This window comes from Ramlibacter sp. P4_H7 (genome assembly GCF_056400765.1).
The window spans coordinates 266655-288652 of record NZ_JBFUKP010000004.1; the positions used below are offsets into that span (position 1 = coordinate 266655).

General features: G+C 68.1%; 16 protein-coding genes and 1 tRNA gene. 13 read left to right on the top strand and 4 right to left on the bottom strand.

What is annotated here, in order from left to right; all coding sequences use genetic code 11:
• The first annotated feature begins 1 nt into the window (after position 1).
• The gene (locus AC1DSA_RS08200; protein ID WP_477887891.1) at positions 2–5074 is read left to right on the top strand and encodes a malto-oligosyltrehalose synthase; all 5073 of its coding nucleotides are present in this window, start codon (positions 2–4) and stop codon (positions 5072–5074) included.
• Complete coding sequence (gene glgA, locus AC1DSA_RS08205) at positions 5071–6564, top strand: glycogen synthase GlgA (protein ID WP_477887893.1); 1494 nt, start codon at positions 5071–5073, stop codon at positions 6562–6564. The genes AC1DSA_RS08200 and glgA overlap by 4 nt, the downstream gene beginning before the upstream one ends.
• Here the strand turns inward: glgA and AC1DSA_RS08210 are convergent.
• Positions 6548–7465: a LysR substrate-binding domain-containing protein gene (locus tag AC1DSA_RS08210; RefSeq protein ID WP_477887895.1), complete on the bottom strand. Its 918-nt coding sequence runs from the start codon at positions 7463–7465 to the stop codon at positions 6548–6550. The two genes, glgA and AC1DSA_RS08210, sit on opposite strands and share 17 nt — an antisense overlap.
• 116 nt (positions 7466–7581) lie before the next feature.
• On the opposite strand from AC1DSA_RS08210, the gene AC1DSA_RS08215 reads away from it, so the two are divergent.
• Positions 7582–8232 (top strand): FMN-dependent NADH-azoreductase, encoded by a 651-nt coding sequence (locus tag AC1DSA_RS08215; RefSeq protein ID WP_477887897.1) that lies wholly within the window; start codon positions 7582–7584, stop codon positions 8230–8232.
• A gap of 94 nt (positions 8233–8326) precedes the next feature.
• Here the strand turns inward: AC1DSA_RS08215 and AC1DSA_RS08220 are convergent, their stop codons facing one another.
• A complete protein-coding gene (locus AC1DSA_RS08220) occupies positions 8327–9361 on the bottom strand; it encodes a sulfate ABC transporter substrate-binding protein (protein WP_477887899.1) in 1035 nt (344 codons plus the stop codon).
• 122 nt (positions 9362–9483) lie between these two features.
• On the opposite strand from AC1DSA_RS08220, the gene AC1DSA_RS08225 reads away from it, so the two are divergent.
• Together AC1DSA_RS08225 and mnmC are read left to right on the top strand one after the other, a co-directional pair.
• A complete protein-coding gene (locus AC1DSA_RS08225; RefSeq protein WP_477887900.1) occupies positions 9484–9756 on the top strand; it encodes an oxidative damage protection protein in 273 nt (90 codons plus the stop codon).
• Positions 9757–9760: 4 nt separating this feature from the next.
• Positions 9761–11599, top strand: coding sequence for a bifunctional tRNA (5-methylaminomethyl-2-thiouridine)(34)-methyltransferase MnmC2/FAD-dependent 5-carboxymethylaminomethyl-2-thiouridine(34) oxidoreductase MnmC1 (gene mnmC / locus AC1DSA_RS08230; protein WP_477887902.1), 1839 nt, complete (start codon positions 9761–9763; stop codon positions 11597–11599).
• Here mnmC and AC1DSA_RS08235 read toward each other — a convergent pair.
• Positions 11568–12413 carry a response regulator gene (locus AC1DSA_RS08235; RefSeq protein WP_477887904.1) on the bottom strand — a complete coding sequence of 282 codons (846 nt, stop codon included), beginning with the start codon at positions 12411–12413 and terminating at the stop codon, positions 11568–11570. The genes mnmC and AC1DSA_RS08235 overlap by 32 nt on opposite strands.
• 106 nt (positions 12414–12519) lie before the next feature.
• Here AC1DSA_RS08235 and AC1DSA_RS08240 point away from each other — a divergent pair, with 106 nt between their 5' ends.
• From AC1DSA_RS08240 to AC1DSA_RS08275, 8 genes are all read left to right on the top strand, one after another.
• Positions 12520–14346 carry a nitrite/sulfite reductase gene (locus tag AC1DSA_RS08240; RefSeq protein ID WP_477887906.1) on the top strand — a complete coding sequence of 609 codons (1827 nt, stop codon included), beginning with the start codon at positions 12520–12522 and terminating at the stop codon, positions 14344–14346.
• Positions 14343–14720 (top strand): DUF934 domain-containing protein, encoded by a 378-nt coding sequence (locus AC1DSA_RS08245; RefSeq protein ID WP_477887908.1) that lies wholly within the window; start codon positions 14343–14345, stop codon positions 14718–14720. The genes AC1DSA_RS08240 and AC1DSA_RS08245 overlap by 4 nt, the downstream gene beginning before the upstream one ends.
• Position 14721: 1 nt before the next feature.
• Entirely contained in the window at positions 14722–15462 is a 741-nt protein-coding gene (locus AC1DSA_RS08250; RefSeq protein ID WP_477887910.1) for a phosphoadenylyl-sulfate reductase, read from the top strand.
• Positions 15459–16391 carry a sulfate adenylyltransferase subunit CysD gene (gene cysD / locus AC1DSA_RS08255; RefSeq protein ID WP_477887912.1) on the top strand — a complete coding sequence of 311 codons (933 nt, stop codon included), beginning with the start codon at positions 15459–15461 and terminating at the stop codon, positions 16389–16391. The genes AC1DSA_RS08250 and cysD overlap by 4 nt, the downstream gene beginning before the upstream one ends.
• Positions 16391–17668, top strand: a complete 1278-nt coding sequence (locus tag AC1DSA_RS08260; protein WP_477887914.1) for a sulfate adenylyltransferase subunit 1 — start codon at positions 16391–16393, stop codon at positions 17666–17668. Before cysD ends, AC1DSA_RS08260 begins: the two co-directional genes overlap by 1 nt.
• Before the next feature lie 94 nt (positions 17669–17762).
• The gene (gene fdxA / locus AC1DSA_RS08265) at positions 17763–18092 is read left to right on the top strand and encodes a ferredoxin FdxA (protein WP_477887916.1); all 330 of its coding nucleotides are present in this window, start codon (positions 17763–17765) and stop codon (positions 18090–18092) included.
• Between the two features lie 6 nt (positions 18093–18098).
• Entirely contained in the window at positions 18099–19214 is a 1116-nt protein-coding gene (locus tag AC1DSA_RS08270; protein WP_477887918.1) for an NAD(P)/FAD-dependent oxidoreductase, read from the top strand.
• 67 nt (positions 19215–19281) lie between these two features.
• Positions 19282–19357, top strand: a tRNA-Asn gene (locus AC1DSA_RS08275).
• Between the two features lie 1383 nt (positions 19358–20740).
• On the opposite strand, the gene AC1DSA_RS08280 is transcribed toward AC1DSA_RS08275, so the two are convergent.
• On the bottom strand, positions 20741–21955 hold the full coding sequence (locus AC1DSA_RS08280; RefSeq protein WP_477887920.1) for an ABC transporter substrate-binding protein: 1215 nt from the start codon (positions 21953–21955) through the stop codon (positions 20741–20743).
• Between the last annotated feature and the right edge of the window lie 43 nt (positions 21956–21998).

The window sequence follows — 21998 nt, forward strand, 5'->3', positions numbered from 1 at the left end:
CATGAACGCGCCCGCCGACCACGCCCCCATCTCCCTGGCGGAGCAGGCCCGCCGGTTGGGCGTGGCCGACCGCTACCACGGCTTCTGGGGCAAGGAAGAGACCGTGTCCGAGAAGGTGCTGCAGCGGGCCGTGGACGCGATGCGCGGCGATGGCCGCGAACCGAAGCCCCAGTACCTGGGCCTGCCGCCCGTGCAGGTGGTGACGGAAGGCCACGAAGCGCTGGTGCGCTGGACCAGTCATGACGCGGCGCCCGCGGGTTGGCACCTGGCCGCGGAGGACGGTGGCCGGGAACTCGCCACCGGCGAGCTCCAGCGCAGCTTCCAGCAGGCCGCGATCGCGCTGCCCGCGGGTCTCGCCGCAGGCTACTACCGGCTTCGCGTGGACGGCGCGCCGCCGCACGAACACTGCCGGGTCATCGTCGCGCCGCGCCAGGCCCATGTGCCCGCGGCGCTGCAGCAGGGCGAGCGCTGGTGGGGTTGCACCATCCAGCTGTACGCGCTGCGCTCGGCGCGCAACTGGGGCATCGGCGATTTTGGCGACCTGCGCCGCTTGTGCGATGCCGCGGCGCACCAGGGCGCCTCCTTCATCGGCCTGAGCCCGCTTCACGCCCTCTTCCCGCACCGCCCCGAAGCGGCAAGCCCGTACAGCCCGTCTAGCCGCAAGGCGCTCAACCCTATCTACCTGGACGTGCAGACGCTGGTGGAGCTGAGCGGCTGCGAGGAGGCAGTGCAGAAACTGCAGTCCGAGGCGTTCCAGGAACGGCTGCATGCGCTGTGCGAAGCCGAGATGGTCGACTACGACGGCGTGGCCGCCGCGAAGGAGGAGGTGCTGCGCATCCTGTGGCGCGACTTCGAGCGCAACGAGCTGGACAAGGACCGCTCGCGCGGCGCGCACTTCCTGGCCTACATGCGCGAGCGGGAGCACACGATCGGGCCGCACGCCCTGTTCGAAGCCTTGCAGGACCACCTGTTCGCGCGGGATCCCAAGGTCTGGGGCTGGCCGGCCTGGCCGCAGGCCTACCGCGACCGCGAAGGGCCCGAAGTGCAGGCGTTCCGGCAGGCGCACGCCTCGGACATCCGCTACCGCTTCTGGCTGCAGTGGCTGGCCGAAGTGCAGCTGGAGTCGTGCCAGCGCTTCGCGCGCACCCGCGGCATGGGCATCGGCCTGTACTGCGACCTGGCGGTGGGCGTCAACGGTGGCGGCGCCGAGACCTGGGTGGAGCATGAACTGTTCGCGCTGGGCATGCATGCCGGCGCGCCGCCGGATCCCCTCGCGCCGGGCGGGCAGGACTGGGGACTGCCGCCCTGGAGCCCGCAGCGGCTGCGGGAAGCGCGCTACCAGCCCTTCATCGACACGCTGCGCGCCAACATGCGCCACTGCGGTGCGCTGCGCCTGGACCACGTGATGGCACTGATGCGCCTGTTCTGGACCGGGCCGGAGGGCGGCACCTACGTGGAGTACCCGCTGGAGGACCTGCTGGCGGTGCTCGCGCTGGAGAGCCAGCGCCACCAGTGCATGGTGATCGGCGAGGACCTGGGCAATGTCGCGCCGCGCATGCGCGAGGCCATGCGCGAGCGCAACCTGCTGTCGTACAAGCCGCTGCTGTTCGAGCGCGACGACGACGGCGGCTTCCGCCGGCCCGCGCAATGGCAGCCCAAGGCGCTGGCCGTGGTCAGCACCCACGACCTGCCGACGCTGCGCGGCTTCTGGCTGGGCGAAGACATCGAGCTGGCCGCGAAGCTGTCGCTGTACCCGGAACCTTCCGCGCACGAGCAGCAGGTGATCGGCCGCTCGCAGGACCGCGCGCGCCTGCTGCTGGCGCTTCAGCACGAGGACCGGCTGCCCGATGGCGCCAGCGTGCAGCCGACTTCGCTGCCCGATGCGACGCCGGCCCTGGTGGACGCGGTGTACGCCCTGCTGGCGCGCACGCCCTGCTGGCTGGTCGGCGTGCAGCTGGAGGACGTCACCGGCCAGCTGCTGCAGGTCAACGTGCCCGGCACCACGGAGGACCGCTTCCCCAACTGGCGCCGCAAGCTGTCGGTGACGGTGGAGGGACTGGGCAGCGACGCACGCTGGGGCTCGCTTGCCGCCGTGCTGCGCGCGGAACGCAGCGGCCCCACGCCCATGGAGGGCGGGCCGCTGGAACTGCCGGCGCTGGAGACCGCCAGCGTGCCCGGCGGCACCTACCGCGTGCAGTTCCACGCGGCCTGCACCTTCGAGGACGTCACCCGGGCCGTGCCGTACCTGAAGGCGCTGGGCGTCAGCCACCTGTACAGCTCGCCCTACCTGCGCGCGCGTCCGGGCAGCACGCACGGCTACGACATCATCGACCACGGCCAGCTGAACCCGGAGGTGGGCGACGAGGCCGCGCATGCCCGCCTGTGCCAGGCGCTGCGCCGCAACGGCATGGGGCAGATCCTGGACATCGTGCCCAACCACATGGGCGTGCTGGAAGCCGACAACGCGTGGTGGCTGGACGTGCTGGAACATGGCCGGGCGTCCTCGCACGCCGAAACCTTCGACATCGAGTGGGCGCCGGCGCAGCCCGAGATGGCGGGCCGCGTCCTGCTGCCGGTGCTGGGCGACCACTTCGGCAAGGTGCTGGAAGCGGGCGAGATCCGGCTGCACTTCGACGAGGACACGGGCGAGTTCGGCCTGCGCTATTGGGACCACCGCTTCCCCATCGACCCCGCCAGCTATCCGGCGATCCTGTCCGCCCTGCCGGCGCCGCCGGTGCGCGACGACAGCGAGGGCGACAGCCATGCGGTGGTGTCGGCGCTGCTGGACGCGGTGGGCCGCCTGCCCGCGCGCGACGACCCGCACGAGGATGCACGCCGCGCGCGGGTGCGCGACACCACCGTGTACAAGCGGCAGCTGGCCCGGCTCGCGGCGCGCAACGAATGGCTGGCGCGCTGGATCGAAGCCTGCGTGCAGCGGCTCAACGGCCAGCCGGGCGATGCCGCGAGCTTCGGTGCGCTGGAGCAGCTGATCGCGGCGCAGGCCTATCGGCTGGCCGACTGGCGCGTGGCCAGCGACGACGTCAACTACCGCCGCTTCTTCGACGTCAACACGCTCGCGGGCCTGCGCATGGAGCGGCCCGAGGTGTTCGCGGCCACGCACCGCAAGGTGCTGCAGTGGCTGCAGGAAGGGCTGCTCTCGGGCCTGCGCATCGACCACCCGGACGGGTTGAGCGATCCGCAGGCTTACTTCGTGCAGCTGCAGTCGCGCCATGCCGCGCAGGCGGAAGCCGGCGGCCAGCAGCCGCGCGCGCTGTACCTGGTGGTGGAGAAGATCCTCGCCGAGCACGAATCACTGCCGGAGGACTGGCCGGTGCACGGCGACACGGGCTACCGCTTCGGCAGCCTGGTCAACGGCCTGTTCGTAGCTCCGGCCAACGAGAACGCCCTGCTGGCCGCCTACCAGGCCTTCACCGGGGACGTGACCGAGTTCGACGAAGTGCTGTACCAGTGCAAGAAGCTGATCATCGAGACCTCGCTGTATTCCGAGCTGAACTGGCTCGCGCACAGCCTGCACCGGCTCACGCGCGGCAACCGCCGGCGTTGCGACTTCACCCGCAACCGCCTGCGCTGGGCGATGGCCGAGGTGGCCGCCGCGTTCCCGGTCTACCGCACCTACCTGCGCAGCGACGAGTCCGCGAGCGCCATGGACCGGCGCCACATCGACTGGGCGATCACCGCGGCGGAGCGGCGCCTCGGCAAGTCCGAGGCCACCGTGCTCGCGCACCTGCGCGAGGTGCTGCTGGGCGAAGGCGAAGCCGCGAACCTGCCCGCCGAAGGCCGCCGGCGCTTCCTGGCGCGCTGGCAGCAGTTCACCGCGCCGGTGACGGCCAAGGCGATGGAGGACACGGCCTTCTACCGCTACATCCCGCTGCTGTCGCTCAACGAGGTGGGCGGCGACCCGCGCAGCTTCGGCGTGTCGGTCTCGGCCTTCCACTTCGCCAACCTCACCCGCCAGCGGCACCGGCCGCATTGCCTGCTCGCGACGTCCACGCACGACAGCAAGCGCGGCGAGGACCTGCGTGCGCGGATCAACGTGCTGTCCGAGCTGCCGGCCCAGTGGGAGGACTGCCTGCTGCGCCTGTCCGGATGGGCACACCTGTACCTCACGCGCACGGCCAAGGCCACCTGGCCTCAGAACAACGACCTCTGGATGCTGTACCAGACGCTCGTGGGCCTGTGGCCCGCGGAGCCGCCCGGCGACGCGGAACGCGAGGACCTGCGCCAGCGGGTGCAGGCCTTCATGCGCAAGGCGATCCGCGAAGCCAAGCAGCAGACCACCTGGGTCTGCCCGGACAGCGACTACGAGGACGCCGTCGAGCGCTACGTGGATGGCGTGCTGCGCGTGGACGCGAGTCCCTTCGCGGACGAATTGCAGAAGTTCACGGCCCGCATCGCGCCCTTCGGCTTCCACAACAGCCTGGCGCAGCTGGTGCTCAAGTTCACGGTGCCCGGCGTGCCCGACCTGTACCAGGGCTGCGAGCAGTGGAACTTCAGCCTGGTGGACCCGGACAACCGCCGCCCCGTCGACTACCCCGCGCTCGCCCACACGCTGGAAGGCCTGCAGGCGCTGTACCGCCAGGGCTGGCCGATGCCCCAGCAGTGGCACGCGCTGAACCGCGACGCCGCCGATGGCCGCATCAAGCAGCTGGTCACCTGGCGGCTGCTGCAACTGCGCCGCGAACACGGCAGGCTGTTCCGCGAAGCGGCTTACCTGCCGGTCGCGGTGGAAGGCGTCGCCGCCGACCACGCCGTCGCCTTCGCGCGCATCCATGAACGCGAGGCCGTGCTGGTGGTCACCGCGCGCCTCACCTGCACCCTTTGCGGCGGCGACCCGGCGGCGTGGTCGCCGGCCCTGTGGCAGGGCACGTCGCTGCGCTGCACGGCCGAGGGCGGCCTGCGCCGCTTCGGCCGATGGCGCAACTGGCTCACCGGCGAAGAGGTCGCCCTGTCCGGCGACGAGGAGCAGGCGGCCGTCGACCTGCAGGCGCTGTTCGAAGGCGCCGGCGGACTGCCCTTCGCCGTGCTCGTGGCGCAAGCGGAGGCCGCTCCATGAAGATCCTGTTCGCCACGCCCGAATGCACGCCCTACGTGAAAACGGGCGGGCTGGGCGACGTCAGCGCCGCGCTGCCGGCCACGCTCGCCGGCCTGGGCCATGACGTGCACCTGCTGCTGCCCGCCTACCGCGGCATGAAGGTCGCGGGAGAGATCGGCGACGGCGTGGACCTGCCGCCCTGGGGCCCCTGGCCGGCCGCGCAGCTGGTGCCGGTGAAGATCCCCAACGGCGTCACCCTGCTGTTGCTGGCCTGTCCGCACCTCTACCAGCGTCCGGGCGGCCCTTACGTGGACACGAGCGGGCGCGACTACCACGACAACGCGCTGCGCTTCGGGCTGCTGGCGCGCGTCGCCGCGCAGCTGGGCACCGTGCATTCGCCGCTGAAGGGCTGGAGCGCGGACGTGGTGCACGCGAACGACTGGCCCTGCGGCCTGGCGCCGCTGTACCTCGCCCAGTCGCGCCTGGTCGCGCCGCAGGAACCGACGGCCGCGAGCGTGCTCACCATCCACAACCTGGCGTTCCAGGGCGTGTTCCCGATGGCCAGCGCCGACGTGCTGGACGTGCCGCATCCCTGGCGCGGCATGGACGGCGTGGAGTTCTGGGGGCAGCTGTCGATGCTGAAGGGCGGCATCCAGTTCGCCGACGCGATCACCACCGTGAGTCCCACCTACGCCCGCGAGATCCAGACCCGCGAACATGGCATCGGCTTCGACGGCATCCTGCGTGCGCGCGCGTCGCGGCTGCGCGGCATCCTCAACGGCATCGACACCCGGCAATGGGATCCGGAGAAGGACCCCTTGCTGCCCTCGCACTACACGCGCGAGCGGCTGGAGGGCAAGGCCTTGTGCAAGGCCGCGCTGCAGGAGCGCGTGGGGCTGCCGCAGGACCGCCGGCCGATGCTGTTCGCGGTGGTGAGCCGGCTCACGCCGCAAAAGGGCATCGACCTGGTGCTGGGGGCGCTGCCGCGGTTGCTGAGCGCGGGCGCGCAACTGGTCGTGCTGGGCCAGGGGGACCCGGGACTGCAGCAGGCGCTGAAGGACGCGGCGCAGAAGCATCCGCGCCAGGTGGCGGTGACGCTCGGCTTCGACGAAGGTCTCGCCCACCTGGTGGAAGCCGGGGCGGATGTGTTCCTGATGCCCTCGCGCTTCGAGCCCTGCGGCCTCAACCAGATGTACAGCCAGGCGTATGGCACGCCCCCAATCGTCGCGCCAGTGGGCGGCCTGCTCGATTCCGTGACCGACGCGGTCGCGGACCCGGACCACGGCACGGGGTTCGTCATGAGCGCCTGCGATCCGGCCGGGCTGGAACAGGCGCTGGAGCGCGCGCAGCGCCTGTGGCGCGAGCCCGCGGCCTGGCGCCGCATCCAGGCCAACGGCATGGCGCGTCACTTCGGATGGGAAGACAGCGCGCTGGAGTACCTGGAGGTCTACCAGCGCGCGCTGCTCCAGGCGCGCAGCGACGCCGCCGGCCCGCTCAGCCCGGCGCGCTGACGACGCGTTCGCCCACCACGTTCTCGCCCAGGAAATCGAGCAGCCGGCGCACGGCCGGCACCATGCCGCGCCGCGACGGGTACACCGCCAGCACCATGGCCACCCGCGGCGCCCAGCCGCGCAGCACGGGCACCAGCTCGCCCCGGCGCACTTCCTCGCTGCACAGGTAGTCGGGCAGGATGCACATGCCGGTCCCCTGCACCACCGCGTGCCGGAGCACCATCAGGTCGTCCGCGGCGAGCACCGGATGGTGGTGGAACTCGAACTCCGCGTTCTTGGGACCGACCAGCATCCAGCTCGCCTGGCCGTCGGCGGACGACATCGCCACCGTGGGCAGGTGGCGCAGCGACTCGATGTCCTGCGGCGCGCCGAAGCGTTGCAGGAGCTGGGGGCTGGCGACCAGCACGCCCCGCGTTTCTCCCAGGTTCTTGACGATCAGGCTGCCGCTGTCGTCCAGGTTCGAGCGCACGCGCAGCGCGACGTCCACGCCTTCCTGCACGAGGTCGATCACGCGGTTGCTCACCCGCATGTCGATGCGCACCTGCGGGTTCGCCGCCAGGAAGCGGGGCAGCACCGGGCCGATCGTGGTCTGCGCCAGCGTCACCGGGCAGGTGACGCGCACCGTGCCGCGCGGTTCGCTCTGGACGTGCGCCACAGCCTCGTCGGCCGCCTCGGCCTGCTCGCGCATCGCCACGCAGTAGCGGTGGTAGATCTCGCCGGCCTGGGTCGGGGACAGCTTGCGCGTGGTCCGCTGGAGCAGGCGCACGCCCAGCCGTGCTTCGAGGTCGGCGACGCGGCGCGACAGTTTCGATTTGGGGACGTTGAGGACCCGGCCGGCCGCCGCGAAGCCGCCCCGGTCCACCACCTCGGCAAAGAAGAGCATGTCGTTGAGGTCTTGCATGGGATCGTCCTATGAACAGGACAATCTATCCCGAAATTGCCGTCTTATCAATCGATCGATGCGCCAGCACAATCTTTCCCATGCTGCACCGCAGCCCCACCGACAGGAGAGACCGAATGAAACTGCTTCACATCGATTCCAGCCCCATGGGCACCCAGTCCGTTTCGCGCGACCTGACCCGCCGCACCGTGGCCCAGTGGCAGGCAACCCGTCCCGGCACCACGGTCGAGTACCTGGACCTGGCCGCCGACGCGCCTTCGCACCTGGACATGGATTCGCTGGGATTCCGTCTCGGCCTGGACGCCGGCAGCCTGACCGAAGCGCAGAAGCGCGAGAACGCACGGACCGAAAAGCTGCTCACGCAATTCCTGGCGGCCGACGTGGTCGTGGTGGGCGCGCCGATGTACAACTTCTCGATCCCGAGCCAGCTGAAGGCCTGGATCGACCGCATCGCGCAGGCCGGCCGCACCTTCAAGTACACGGATACGGGCCCCGTGGGCCTGGCCGGCGGCAAGACGGTGATCGTCGTCTCCACCCGCGGCGGCGCGTACTCCGGCAATCCGGCCCTGGCCTTCCTGGACCACCAGGAGAGCTACCTGAAGGCGGTGTTCGGCTTCGTGGGCATCACCGACGTGCGCTTCGTGCGCGCCGAGGGCGTGGCCATGGGCGACGCGGCCAAGGCGAGCGCCACCGCTGCGGCCGAGGCGGACATCCAGGCGCACACCGGCGAAGCCGCCAACGAAGGCCAGGCCGCAATCCGCGCATGACGGACGCGTCATCCCGGGCCGCGCCCGGGATGACGCTCAGCGGCTCGAGTCGTTCACCCGCGACCCCTGATGGGCGTCGTCGCGGACCGTCGTGTCAGCGGCCGCCCATTTTCCGCGTGTAGATCTGGTCGAAGCTGCCGCCGTCGGCGAAGTGCACGCCGTCGGCCTTGGTCCAGCCGCCGAAAGCGTCGTCGATGGTGAACAGATTCAGCTTGGGGAACTGCTTCGCGTACTTCGCCTGGGCCTTCTGCGAAATCGCCGGCCGGTAGAAGTTCTTGCCGATGATGTCCTGGCCCTCTTCCGTGTAAAGGAATTTCAGGTACTCCTCGGCCACGGCACGGGTGCCCTTGCGGTCGACGTTGCGGTCGACCACGGCCACCGGCGGCTCCGCCAGGATGGACAGCGAGGGATACACCACGTCGACCTTGTTGCCGAATTCCTTTTCCAGCAGGTAGGCCTCGTTCTCCCAGGAAATGAACACGTCGCCCTGGTTGCGCTGCGCAAAGGTAATCGACGAACCGCGCGCGCCCGTGTCCAGCACGGGCACGTTGGCGTAGAGCTTGGCCACGAAGTCCTTGGCCTGCGCCTCCCCGCCGTACTTGCGCTTGCCGAACTCCCAGGCGGCCAGGTAATTCCAGCGCGCACCGCCCGAGGTCTTGGGATTGGGCGTGATCACGCTCACGCCGGGCTTGACCAGGTCGTCCCAGTCCTTGATGCCCTTCGGGTTGCCGTGCCGCACCACCAGCACGATGGTCGAGGTGTACGGTGCCGCGTTGTGCGGCAGGCGCTTTTGCCAGTCCGGCTTCACCCAGCCGCCATTGCGCACGAGCGCGTCGACGTCCCCGCCCAGTCCCAGCGTCACGACGTCCGCGTCGAGGCCGTCGATCACGGAGCGCGCCTGCTTGCCGCTGCCGCCATGCGACTGCTTCACCGCGATGTCCTGGCCGGTCTTGCCCTTCCAGTACTTCGCGAAGGCCTGGTTGAACTCCACGTAGAGCTCGCGCGTGGGGTCGTAGGAGACGTTGAGCACCTGCAGCGGCTGCGCGATGGAAGGCAGGCCGGTCAGGCTGAGGGCGGCGGCCGCGGAGAGGGCCAGGGGAATCTTGATAAAGTCGCGGCGAAGGCTCATGGGATCCGTCCTTGTTGTTGGATGGGCGGATTCTGGAAGCCGGCGGCTGCAAAGCGAACGACAGAGTTGTCAGTTCCTTATCCGCATAAGCTCATCCCACACCATTCATCCTAGGAGGCGTGATGGCACGCACCGTCCAATGCATCAAGCTCGGCCGCGAAGCCGAGGGCCTCGATTTCCCGCCCTATCCCGGCGAACTCGGCAAACGCATCTACGAAAGCGTGAGCAAGGAAGCCTGGCAGCAATGGCTCAAGCAGCAGACCATGCTGGTGAACGAGAACCGCCTGAACCTGGCCGACCAGCGCGCCCGCGAGTACTTGAAGCGCCAGATGGAAAACCACTTCTTCGGCAGCGGCGCCGACCAGGCCGCCGGCTACGTCCCGCCCACGGCCTGAGCGCATGAGCGAAGTCGTCGCCTGGGACGACGACGGCACGCCGCGCAGCCCGCGCTTCGCGGACATCTACCGCACCGCCGCGGGCGGGCTGGAACAGGCGCAGCACGTCTTCCTGCAAGGATGCGGACTGCCTTCGGCCTGGGCCGGACAGCCGCAGTGGCGGGTGCTGGAGACCGGCTTCGGGCTGGGCCTGAATTTCCTCGCGACCTGGCATGCGTGGCGCAGCGATCCGCAGCGCCCGCGGCTGCTCCATTACGCGGCGATCGAAGCCTGGCCGGTCACGCTGGAGGACCTGCTGCGCGGCGCGACCACCTATCCCGCGCTGCAGCCGTTGGCGCAGCTGCTGGCCGAGCGCTGGCAGGGACTGCTTCCGGGCTTCCACCGCTTTGCCTTCGAGGACGGGCACGTGCTGCTGACGCTGTGCGTCGGCGACATCGCGCCCATGCTGCGCGAGCAGTCCTTTCGCGCCGACAGCGTGTTCCTGGACGGATTCCATCCGGACCGCAATCCCGAAATGTGGAGCCTGGACACGCTCAAGGGCGTCACAAGGCTGTGCCGGCGGGACGCGAGCCTGGCCACCTGGAGCGTGGCCGGCCACGTGCGGCGCGACCTGCAGTCCTGCGGGTGGCAGGTCGACAAGCGCGACGGCCTGCCCCCCAAGCGCGAATGTCTCGCGGGCCGGTATGCGCCGACCTGGAACGTGCGGGGCCTGGACGAGGGCCAGGCCACCGTTGCGGGCGACTGCATCGTCATCGGCGCGGGCCTGTCAGGTGCGGCGGCGGCGGCGAGCCTTGCGCGGCGCGGCTGGTCCGTCCGCGTGTTCGACATCGCGGCCGGGCCGGCCACGGGCGCCTCGGACCTGCCCGCCGGCTTGCTGGCGCCGCACCAGTCCCCCGACGACAGCCTGCTGTCGCGCCTGTCGCGCGCCGGCGTGCGCATCACATTGCAGGAGGCGCAGCGTCTCGCGCGCGGGCTGGAGTGGGACCGCACCGGCGTGCTCGAATGGCGTGGCGACGACCACCGGGCGCTGCCGGATCTCGGTGACGCCCTGGCCACGTGGAGCCGCGAAGCGACGACGACGCAAAAGCGCGCCGCTGGCATCGCGGAGGAGCAGGCGGCGTGGTGGCACGAGAACGCCGGCTGGATCGAGCCCGCCGCGCTGGTGCGCCTTTGGCTGCGCGAGGGCGGCGTGCGCTTCTGCGGTGGCAAGCGGGTGGCGCGCATCGAGCGCGATGGCCCGTCCTGGGTGCTGCGCGACGCCGCCGGAGCCGAACTGGGTCGCGCCGCGCTGGTCGTGGTCGCGGCCGCACTGGGCAGCACGGCGTTGCTGGACGGACAGGTGCAACTGCAACCCGTGCGCGGCCAGGTGACCTGGGCGCCCCACGGCGACGATGCAGGGGCGTTACCGCCCTTTCCGGTCAACGGACAAGGTCATTTCCTGCCGCGCGTGCCGCTGGTGGACCGCGATGCGTGGATCACCGGGTCGACCTATGGCCGCGGCGACACCGATGAATCGCTGCGCCGGGAGGACAACGAGGCCAACCTCGAGCGGGTGCGTTCCGTGATGCCCCGGTCCGCCCAGGTGATGGAGGGCGCATTCGAGCGGCGGGAGATCCAGAGCTGGAGCGGCGTGCGTTGTGCCTCGCGCGACCGGCGGCCGCTGCTGGGTTCACTGGCGCCGGGCCTGTGGCTCAGCACGGCAATGGGATCCCGCGGTCTCACCTTTGCTGCACTGTGCGCCGAGCTGATGGCGGCGCGCCTGCACCGCGAGCCGCTGCCGATGGAAGAGCGCCTGGCGCAGGCGCTGGATCTCAGCCGGCAGGTCCCAGCTCGATCCGGCTGAGCCAGGCGTCAAGGCGCTCGGCGTCGGGCGGGTTCTCCAGCAGGGCCGCTCCGCCGGCCCAGGCGCGCATGCGCTCCGAGACCGACCGCGCCGCTTTGGTCAGCGCGATGTGCCGCACCGGGTTGCGGCCGCCTTTGAGGCTGCGCAACAGGGCCCAGGCGTCCATGTCGTCCAGGCTGGAGTCGACGAGGGCGAGGTCGTACTTCTTGCCCCGGGCAAGCTCGACGGCGTGGTTTCCGGTTTCGGCTTCATCCGCATGGGTCAGGCGGGCCAGCGCCAGGCGGGCCCGCAGGTAGAGCCGCTCCTGGCGGTCCGCGCTCACGATCAGCGCGTGCTTGCTGGACATGGCGGACTCGGGTGTTTCCCCCAATGCCACGTCGACGGACTCGTTGGGCGAGAACAACGCATCCAGGCCTTCGATGATGTCCGGCCAGTGGATCGGACGGGGAAAAGCGCGCCAGATGCTGGCCGGCGGGTTCGCGCCCACCCACAGCAAACGCAGTTCGCGGTGCAGCGGCGACTCGGCCTCGACGCGGGCTTCCCAGCTCTGCCCGTCCAGCAGCGCGGCCTTGGCCGGTTCCGCAGCCGTCGTGGTCCACAACTGGTACATGGTCCGGCACTGCTCGGAGAGCCGGAAAACGGTGTTGAGCGCGTGCCGCTCCTCATCGGAGAAACCCACCACCTTGATGTAGATGCGTTGCGCCATGCCCGTGCGTCCCTGCCCCAACGTTTGTACGGTGATCAGTGCGCCGTCCGGGTGCTTATCCAGCCTGGCGCCGGAATGCCCCGGGAGGTCGCCTGCCTCCTGCTGCATAAGCTTATCCGCATAAGACCCGAATTAAAAAATAGTTTGGATCCATAAAGGCCTTGCCTAAAGTCCCGGCTCCGGCCCTTGTCCCATGGGGCCGCCATGCCGTTCCATGTACCAATACACAGAATTCGACCGCCAGTTCGTCCACGCCCGCGCTGCCCAGTTCCGGGACCAGCTGGAGCGTTGGCAGGCCGGCAAGCTGAGCGACGAGGAACTGCGCCCGTTGCGGCTGCAGAACGGCTGGTACATCCAGCGCTACGCGCCGATGCTGCGCATCGCCGTGCCCTATGGCGACATCTCCGGCCACCAGCTGCGGGCGTTGGCCCAGGTCGCGAGGGAGTACGACCAGCCCGATGCCGAGCTGCTGCGCGAGGCCCAGGCCAAGCAACTGGCACTCGGTGAAGTCCCGGTGCCCGGCGGCACCCCGGTCGTGACCCGGCTGAAGTACGGCTACGGCCACTTCACCACGCGCACCAACGTGCAGTTCAACTGGATCCCGATCACCAAGGCTGCCGACGTGATGGAGCTGCTGGCCAGCGTCAACATGCACGGTATCCAGACCAGCGGCAACACCATCCGCAACATCACCACCGACGAATTGGCCGGTGTTGCCGTCGACGAAGTCGCCGATCCGCGACCCTTCGCGGAGATCCTGCGCCAGTGGAGCACGCTCCACCCCGAGTTCGCCTTCCTGCCCCGCAAGTTCAAGGTCGCCCTCAACGGCACGGTGGAAGACCGCGCGGCGCTGGGCTGGTACGACATCGGGCTGCAACTGGTGAAGAACGAGGCCGGCGAACTGGGTTTCGGCGTGCAGGTGGGCGGTGGCATGGGCCGCACGCCCATCATCGGCACGGTGGTGCGCGAGTTCCTGCCCTGGCAGCACCTGCTGAACTACATCGAGGCCTGCATCCGCGTCTACAACGAATACGGCCGCCGCGACAACCTGTGGAAGGCGCGCATCAAGATCCTCGTGAAGGCCGAAGGCCAGCGCTACATCGACAAGGTGGAAGAGGAATTTCGCGCCATCGTCGAACACGATGGCGGCCCGCACACGCTGACGCAGGCCGAATACGACCGCGTCGCGGCCTCGTTCGTCGAGCCGACGATCAAGCCGAACAGCCGCAAGGGCGCCGCCGCGCAGGTGCACGCCATCGTCAAGGCGGATGCCGAGGCGGACCCGTCGTACGGCCGCTGGCTGCAGCGCAACGTGCGGGCGCACCGGAACCCCGAACTGCGCATCGTCACGCTGTCGTTCAAGCGCCTGGGCTACGCGCCCGGGGATGCCACGGCGGAACAGATGGAGGCGGCCGCCGACCTGGCCGAGCGCTTCTCCGCGGGCGAGGCGCGCCTGACCCATGAACAGAACCTGCTGCTGCCCTGGGTGCACCAGGACGACCTGCCGGAGCTGTGGGCGGCCGCGCGCAAGGCCGGCTTCGCCAAGCCCAACATCGGCCTGCTGACCGACATGATCGCCTGCCCTGGCGGCGACTTCTGCTCGCTGGCCAATGCGCGCTCCCTGCCCATCGCCGAAGCGATCACGCAGCGCTACCAGGACCTCGACGAGGAGTTCGACCTCGGCGACATCCGCCTGAACATCTCCGGCTGCATCAATTCCTGCGGCCACCACCACGCCGGCCACATCGGGATCCTCGGCGTCGACAAGGACGGCAAGGAGTGGTACCAGGTGACGCTGGGCGGCAGCGACGGCACGGAGCTGTCCGGCCCGGCCCTGCCCGGCAAGGTCGTCGGCCCGTCCTTCTCGGCCGCCGAAGTGCCGGTGGTGATCGAAGCCGTGCTGGACACCTACCGCCGCGTGCGCCAGGGCACCCCCGACGGCAAGTCCGAATCCTTCATCACCACGCTGCGCCGCGTCGGCCTCGAGCCGTTCAAGGCCGCTGCCAACGGCGCCCGCTTCGTGGAGCGCGAAACCGCATGATCCAGATCCTTCCCGCGGGCGCCGTCGCGCCCGATGACCACCTCAACGTGCTGGTGCTCGCGAACGACGCCGATGCGCTTTCGGTCGCGCTCGAAGGCGTGGACCGCATCGAACTCGACTTCCCCAAGTTCACCGACGGACGGGCCTTCACCCAGGCCCGCCTGCTGCGCCAGCGCCGCGGGTTCACCGGCGACATCCGTGCCACCGGCGACGTGCTGATCGACCAGTTGGTGCAGATGTACCGCGTCGGCTTCAGCAGCGCGGTGCTCAAGGAAGGCAAGGACCCGGCCGACGCCGAGCGCCAGTTCGCCCGCTATGCCGCGTTCTACCAGGGTGATGCGGTGGTCACGCAGCCGCTGTTCGCGCGGAGCTGAGATGGGCGCCATCGAGCTGCACGCCCGCGCTTCCCGGGACTACGAGACCAAGCTCGCCGAAACGCAGAAGCTGCTGATCCAGGCCGCCTCCGAGTTCGCACCGTTGAAACAGGCGTCCAGCCTCGGGGCCGAGGACGTGGTCATCACGCACCTGATCAACAGCCTGGAACTGGACATCCCGGTGTTCGTGCTGGAGACGGGCGCGCTGCACCAGGAGACGCTGGACCTGCTGGCCCGCACCCAGGCCACGTCGCGCGCGCCGGTGGAGATCTACCGGCCGGTGCAGGAACATGTCGTCCAGTTCGTCGCGCGGGAAGGCAAGGAGGCCATGTACCGCAGCATCGAATTGCGCAAAGCCTGCTGCGGCATTCGCAAGCTGGAGCCGCTGGAGCGCGCCTTGGCCGGCCAGAAGGCCTGGATCACGGGGCTGCGCCGCGAGCAGTCCTCTGCGCGCGCGGAAGTGCCGCTGATCGACGCCGGCGAGGTCGCCAAGAACGGCCGCACCAAGATCAACCCCCTGGCCAACTGGACCTGGGGCGACGTCTGGCACTACATCCAGCACAACCAGGTCGACTACAACCCGCTGCACGACCAGTTCTTCCCCAGCATCGGCTGCGCGCCCTGCACCCGCGCCATCAGCCTGGGCGAGGACTTCCGCGCCGGCCGCTGGTGGTGGGAGGACGAGGCCGCCAAGGAATGCGGACTGCACGTGAAGAACAACGAAGAGAAAGTGGTCGCATGAACGCCCGTACCGAACCCCGGCTGCTGTCCCTCATCAGCAACCGCCACCTCGATGCCCTGGAAGAGGAAGCGATCTTCGTCCTGCGCGAAGTGGCGGGCGCCTTCGAGCGTCCCACGCTGCTGTTCTCCGGCGGCAAGGATTCGCTGGTCCTGCTGAAGTGCGCGGAAAAGGCCTTCGGCACGGGACGCATCCCCTACCCGCTGCTGATGATCGACACCGGCCACAACTTCCGGGAGGTGACGGACTTCCGCGACTTCCGCGCGAAGCAGCTGGGTGCCGAGCTGATCGTGCGCAGCGTCGAGGATTCGATGCAGCGCGGCACGGTGCGCCTGTCGCGCCCCGACGAGAGCCGCAACGCGCACCAGTCGGTGACGCTGCTCGAGGCGATCGAGGAATTCCGCTTCGACGCACTGATCGGCGGCGCCCGGCGCGACGAGGAGAAGGCCCGCGCCAAGGAGCGCATCTTTTCCCACCGCGACAGCTTCGGCCAGTGGCAGCCCAAGGCCCAGCGGCCGGAGCTGTGGACCCTGTTCAACACGCGGCTGCAGCCCGGTGAACACTTCCGCGTGTTCCCCATTTCCAACTGGACCGAGCTGGACGTCTGGCAGTACATCGAGCGCGAGAACATCGAGCTTCCCTCGCTGTACTACGCGCACCGGCGCCAGGTGGTCGAACGCCGCGGCCTGCTGGTGCCGGTCACGGACATCACGCCCCCGAAAGCCGGGGAAGAGGTCGTGACCCGCACCGTGCGCTTCCGAACCGTGGGGGACATCACCTGCACCTGCCCGGTGGAAAGCCCGGCGGCGAACGCGAGCGACGTCGTCGCCGAAACGCTGACGGCCGAAGTCAGTGAGCGGGGCGCCACGCGGATGGACGACAAGACCTCCGACGCATCCATGGAAAAGCGCAAGAAGGACGGGTATTTCTGATGACGACGACCGCGATCGCCACCGACCACGACGCCGCGCTGCGATTCATCACCTGCGGCTCGGTCGACGACGGCAAGAGCACGCTGATCGGCCGGCTGCTGGTGGACAGCCGCGCCGTCCTGCAGGACCAGCTGGCGTCCGTTTCGCACTCCGGCGAAACTGACCTGGCGCTGCTGACCGACGGCCTGTCGGCGGAGCGCGAACAGGGCATCACCATCGACGTGGCCTACCGCTACTTCGCCACGCCGGCTCGCAAGTTCATCATCGGCGATGCGCCCGGCCACGAGCAGTACACCCGCAACATGGTGACGGCCGCCTCCAGCGCGGACGCCGCGGTGGTGCTGGTGGATGCCACCAAGCTGAAGTGGCAGAGCCCGGGCCTCGAGCTGCTGCCCCAGACGCGCCGGCATACCCTGCTGGCCAACCTGCTGCGCGTGCCGGCCATCCTGTTCGTCGTGAACAAGCTCGATGCGGTGGAAGATGCGACGCTGGCCTTCCACAACATCCGGGAGGCACTGGAAACCTTCACCGAGGCCGCAGGCATCCACGCCCGTGCGGTGGTGCCGATCTCCGCGCTGAAGGGCCACAACGTCGTGGACGCGAAGCCTGGCTGGTGCGGCTACCAGGGACTTCCCTTGCTGGCCCTGCTGGAGCAGCTCGATGTGACGCCGGCGGAGACGACCGAAGCGTTCGCCTTCCCCGTGCAGTGGGTCGAGAAGTTCTCGTCGTCCGCCGACACCTCCCAGGGCCGCCGCGTGTTCTGGGGCCGCGTGGCCACGGGCGCCGTGGAGCCGGGACAGGAAGTGACGGTGCTTCCCAGCGGACAGACCGCCCGGGTCGCGCAGGTGCTGGACCACGCCCGCCAGCCCGGCTCGGTGATTGCGCGCCACAGCGCCGGCATCATCCTGGACCGCGAAGTGGATATCTCCCGCGGCGACTGGCTGCTGGCGCCGGGGGCCTTTGCGCCTTCGCGCGACATCTCCGCCACGATTGCATGGATGGACGACGAACCGCTGGTGGCAGGCCGCACCTACTGGGCGCTGCACGGCCACCGCTGGGTCAAGGCCAAGGTGAAGAAGATCGTCCACAAGCTGGACGTGAACTCGCTCGCGGAGGAGGACGCCGACCACCTGGAACCCAATGGCATCGGCCACGTGGAGCTGGCGCTGCAGGAGCCGCTGGCCACCCTGCCCTATGCCCGCTCTCGGGCGATGGGCGCGCTGGTGCTGGTGGACACTGCGAGCCACAAGACCTCGGGGGCCGTGCTGGTTCGTTGACGAAACGCAAATCCCGGGGGCCGCAAGGCCACGTTTGGGGAAGGCCGCACCAAAATCCATAAAATAGAGGGTTTCCCCCGCCCTCGGCACAACAATGACCCACGTCGTTACCGAATCCTGTATCCGCTGCAAGTACACCGATTGCGTGGATGTCTGCCCCGTGGACTGCTTCCGCGAGGGTCCGAACATGCTCGTGATCGACCCGGACGAATGCATCGACTGCGCCGTTTGCATTCCCGAGTGCCCAGTGAACGCGATCTATGCGGAAGAGGACGTGCCCGCCGACCAGGTCGCCTTCACCAAGCTGAACGCCGACCTGTCGCACGCGCCGGGCTGGAAGAGCATCACCAAGCGCAAGCCCGCGCTTCCCGATGCGGAGGAATGGAAGGACAAGCCGGGCAAATTGTCCGAGCTGGTCAAGTAAGAGATCATGGAACCTCAACTGAACCAAGAAGTGATCAAGACCGCCGCCGAGCATGACGGCCCGATCGAGACCGACGCGGTCATCGTCGGCGCGGGACCCGTGGGCCTGTTCCAGGTGTTCGAACTGGGCCTGCTGGAAATCAAGGCGCACGTCATCGACTCGCTCGCCTACCCCGGCGGCCAGCCCATCGAGCTGTATCCCGACAAGCCGATCTACGACATCCCCGCCATTCCGGTGTGCACGGGCAAGGAACTGACGGACGCACTGCTCAAGCAGATCGAGCCCTTCGGCGCCACATTCCACCTGGGCCAGACCGTGAGCGTGGTGCAGAAGCAGGACGACGGGCGTTTCTTCGTGGAAACGTCCAAGGGCACGCGCTTCCTGACCAAGACCATCTTCATCGCAGCCGGCGTGGGCGCTTTCGAGCCGCGCACGCTCAAGGTCGACGGTCTGGACAAATTCGACGGCACGCAGCTGTTCTACCGCGTGCGCAACCCCGCCGACTTCGCCGGCAAGAACCTGGTGATCGTCGGCGGCGGCGATTCCGCGCTCGACTGGGCGCTGAACTTCACCGCCGGCAACGCCGACGGCAACCCGCACAAAGCCGAGAGCGTCATCCTGCTCCACCGCCGCGACGGCTTCCGCGCCGCGCCCTCGTCCGTGGCGCGCATGCACGAGCTGTGCGAGCAGATGGAGATGCAGTTCATCGTCGGCCAGATCACGGGCTACGAGGAGAAGGACGGCCGGCTCACCGGCGCCAAGGTGACCGGTTCCGATGGCGTGACCCGTCTCGTCCCGCTCGACACCCTGCTGGTGTTCTTCGGCCTGTCCCCCAAGCTCGGCCCGATCGCCGAATGGGGGCTGGACATCGAGCGCAAGCAGCTGAAGGTGGACACCGAGAAGTTCTCGACGAACGTGCCGGGCATCTTCGCAGTGGGCGACATCAACACCTATCCCGGCAAGAAGAAGCTGATCCTGTCGGGCTTCCACGAATGCGCTCTGGCCGCCTTCGGGGCCGCACCGATCATCTTCCCCGAGAAGGGCAAGATCCACCTGCAGTACACGACCACCAGCCCCAAGCTGCACAAGGTGCTGGGCGTAGAGACGCCGGTGTTCGACTGACGTGTTCCTGAATGCTCAGCCGAGCTCCAGGAACCGCGAAAAAGCCACGCTATAATCTAAGGCTTGTTCCCCGATAGCTCAGTCGGTAGAGCGCCGGACTGTTAATCCGTAGGTCCCTGGTTCGAGCCCAGGTCGGGGAGCCATCACAAACCCTCGTGGTTCCAGATGCCCCGCTATCAAGTTGGTAGCGGGGCATCTCCTTTTTGGGCTTGCCCCTGAAAAGTTGTCACGATCGATGTCTCGCTCTGGCCAAGGCTCCGGCCGGACCATTGGGCTCACTTGGGTCCCATACCGGCCCGGCTTCGTCTTCATGCGGGTTGCCTTTCCTTCAATGTCAGGACTGGCACTCACCGACAGCACCGCCAACCGCGGTCTCGGGGCCACGGAATCCCACCGCCGAACCCGACCCACTCGGCGCCGGGCGCACGAGGGCAGCCGATCCACCTGGTATCGGCTGGCCTGGCACGTAGACATCGAACGCGGTCTCGTTGGCGAACACGTACTGCATGTAGACGACCTGCTGCGTGCTGTTCGCCCATTTCTGCGCGATGCATGTGGCGGCTGCCCTTGGAGCCAACTGGCTCTGCCCGATAGGACGGACGTCTGACGGTTGCGACGATGGCGGGGGGGATGCTGGTTGACTGGCGCATCCGGTGACCGCGATGACCAAAGTGACGAAAGCAATTTTCACGGTTGAATCCTCCAAATATGGGTGACACCGATCCCACTCGATTTCGTACGAGATGATCATTGGCCGCCGACAGTGCGACACTTCGACTGATCAGTACGCTCCCCCGAACAGGCGCGGAGTGTAGGCTTGGGGTCCACGACCGTGGTGCTGCAAGGTGCGCGCTTCCGTATCAATTTGCGGTCACAACTTTGACTGTTTCGCAAGGGACGGGAAGCCCGCCGAGACGAACTCGATCCCCCATCTGCTTGCTGCTCGCTTGCGTCGCAGCGCGTGAGCCCGTAGCTCAGTGCACAAGTAATTTCATGCTGGTGAGTGAATCCTGCACACGAGTATTCGCCGCCAAGCCCAAGTGATATATGCAACTCTCTATGGACTCTGTTCAAGGACCGAGGGACATGAGAAATTGCATGGCATGCTCTGTCGCACAGTGATCGGCCCAGTCGCAGGCCGGAAGGGTTGTCCGTGCAAGGCCGACCGTAGGTCCACCGATTTCGCGAAGCGCTCGTTTCGCGCTGTCGCAGATGGTGACTACATCGCGGCAAGGGCTAAGCGCTGGCGAGAGCGTGCGCTCTTGCACTCCGTCACGTCACGGGCCGTGGCGTGACGCCGTGCGGATCCGACTGGTAAAGAACCCGCAGGCTGGTGCATCCCCCCAGGGAGCACGGCAAGAAGCGGAAGCCTGAGCAGAATGCATTGATCTCCAGCAGATGTTCACGCCTCCGGGCCCGTCAACTGCACGACGGTCCACGTCTACGGCGTCGCGAACACGAACTGCTACCAGCGCGTCTCCCAGTCGCTGCCGAACTGCGTTTTTTGGATCGGCAGTCCAGCATCCTCACTTCAGGACGACCGCAGATTCCTTGCGACGGATGATCGTCGCGCGTCGCTCGTCTTCCTTGTAGGCGTACGCGCGCTCCTGGTTGCGCCAGGTTCCCAGCCAGAGCATGTTGGCCGAGATCGCATCGTGGTCGGTGGGCGAAAAGGCGCGCTCGTAGGTGGTCACCACGCCGCGATAGGAGCCGGAAGGATTTTCCAGGGCTTTCTTCAGCGCCGGTCCGCTCAGGTCGCCCTTGGAATCGAACATTGCGCGCAACAGGAGATAGACGCTGTCGTAGGTCTGCGCCCCAGACATCATCGAACCTATGGGGGATTCCTTACTGAGTTTTGTGTAGTTGCGCAGGAAGGTGCTGTTGCGTTCCAGGAAGATGTTCGGCAGAACGGTCTGCACCATCAGCGCGCCATCGACCTTGCCTTTCGAGGTGGCGAACGCCGATGCATGCGAGAGGCCCCAGGGACCGAGTTGCGGCACGTTCCAATTCACCGCGGCGCGGGCGGCGGAGATCACGCCCTCTTCGGGGCCGACAGTCCATCCGATCAGCGCGTCGGCGCCCGATGCCTTGAGCTGGCGCATCTCGTCTTCGAGGTTCTGCACACCAACCTTGAATCTCAGGGTGAGAGTCGACTTGAGTCCCGCTCGCGCAATCGCCGCTTCCAGATCCTTGAGGCCCGCATCCCCATAGCCGGAGCTGTCCACCAGCAACGCGACCTTGCCCAGACCGCGCTTGGCGATCTCGTCGATCAGGAACTGCGTCTGCAGCTGGTCGCGGGCGGAAGTGCGGAAGATGAAGCTGTCCGCCGGGGGGTACTTCGCAGTGATGGCGGTACCAGTGGCGCACGGCACGATCAGCAGGTGCTTGCTGGTCTGGAAGACATCGAGGGCCTTCATCGCGACGCCGGAGTTGCAGAAGCCGATCGTCGCTGCGACCTTTTCAGTCAATACCAACTCCTGGGCGTGCTTGAGGCCGACATCGTTGTTCGCCTGGTCGTCACGAATGACCAGTTCGAGCTTGCGGCCCAGGTAGCCGCCCACCTGGTTGATCTCGTCAATGGCAACCTGCGCCCCGACCCTTGCACTGTTTCCCATGTCCGCCGACCCGCCCGTCAATGGGAAGATGAGCCCGATGCGAATGGTCTGGTTCGGGGCCTGCGCATGCGCGGGCATGGAGAGCGCCGCGAGGGCAAGTGCGGCGAGAGCTGTGGCACGCTTCATGGAACACCCCTTGAATTAGTAACATCACGTTACATTGCGCCAC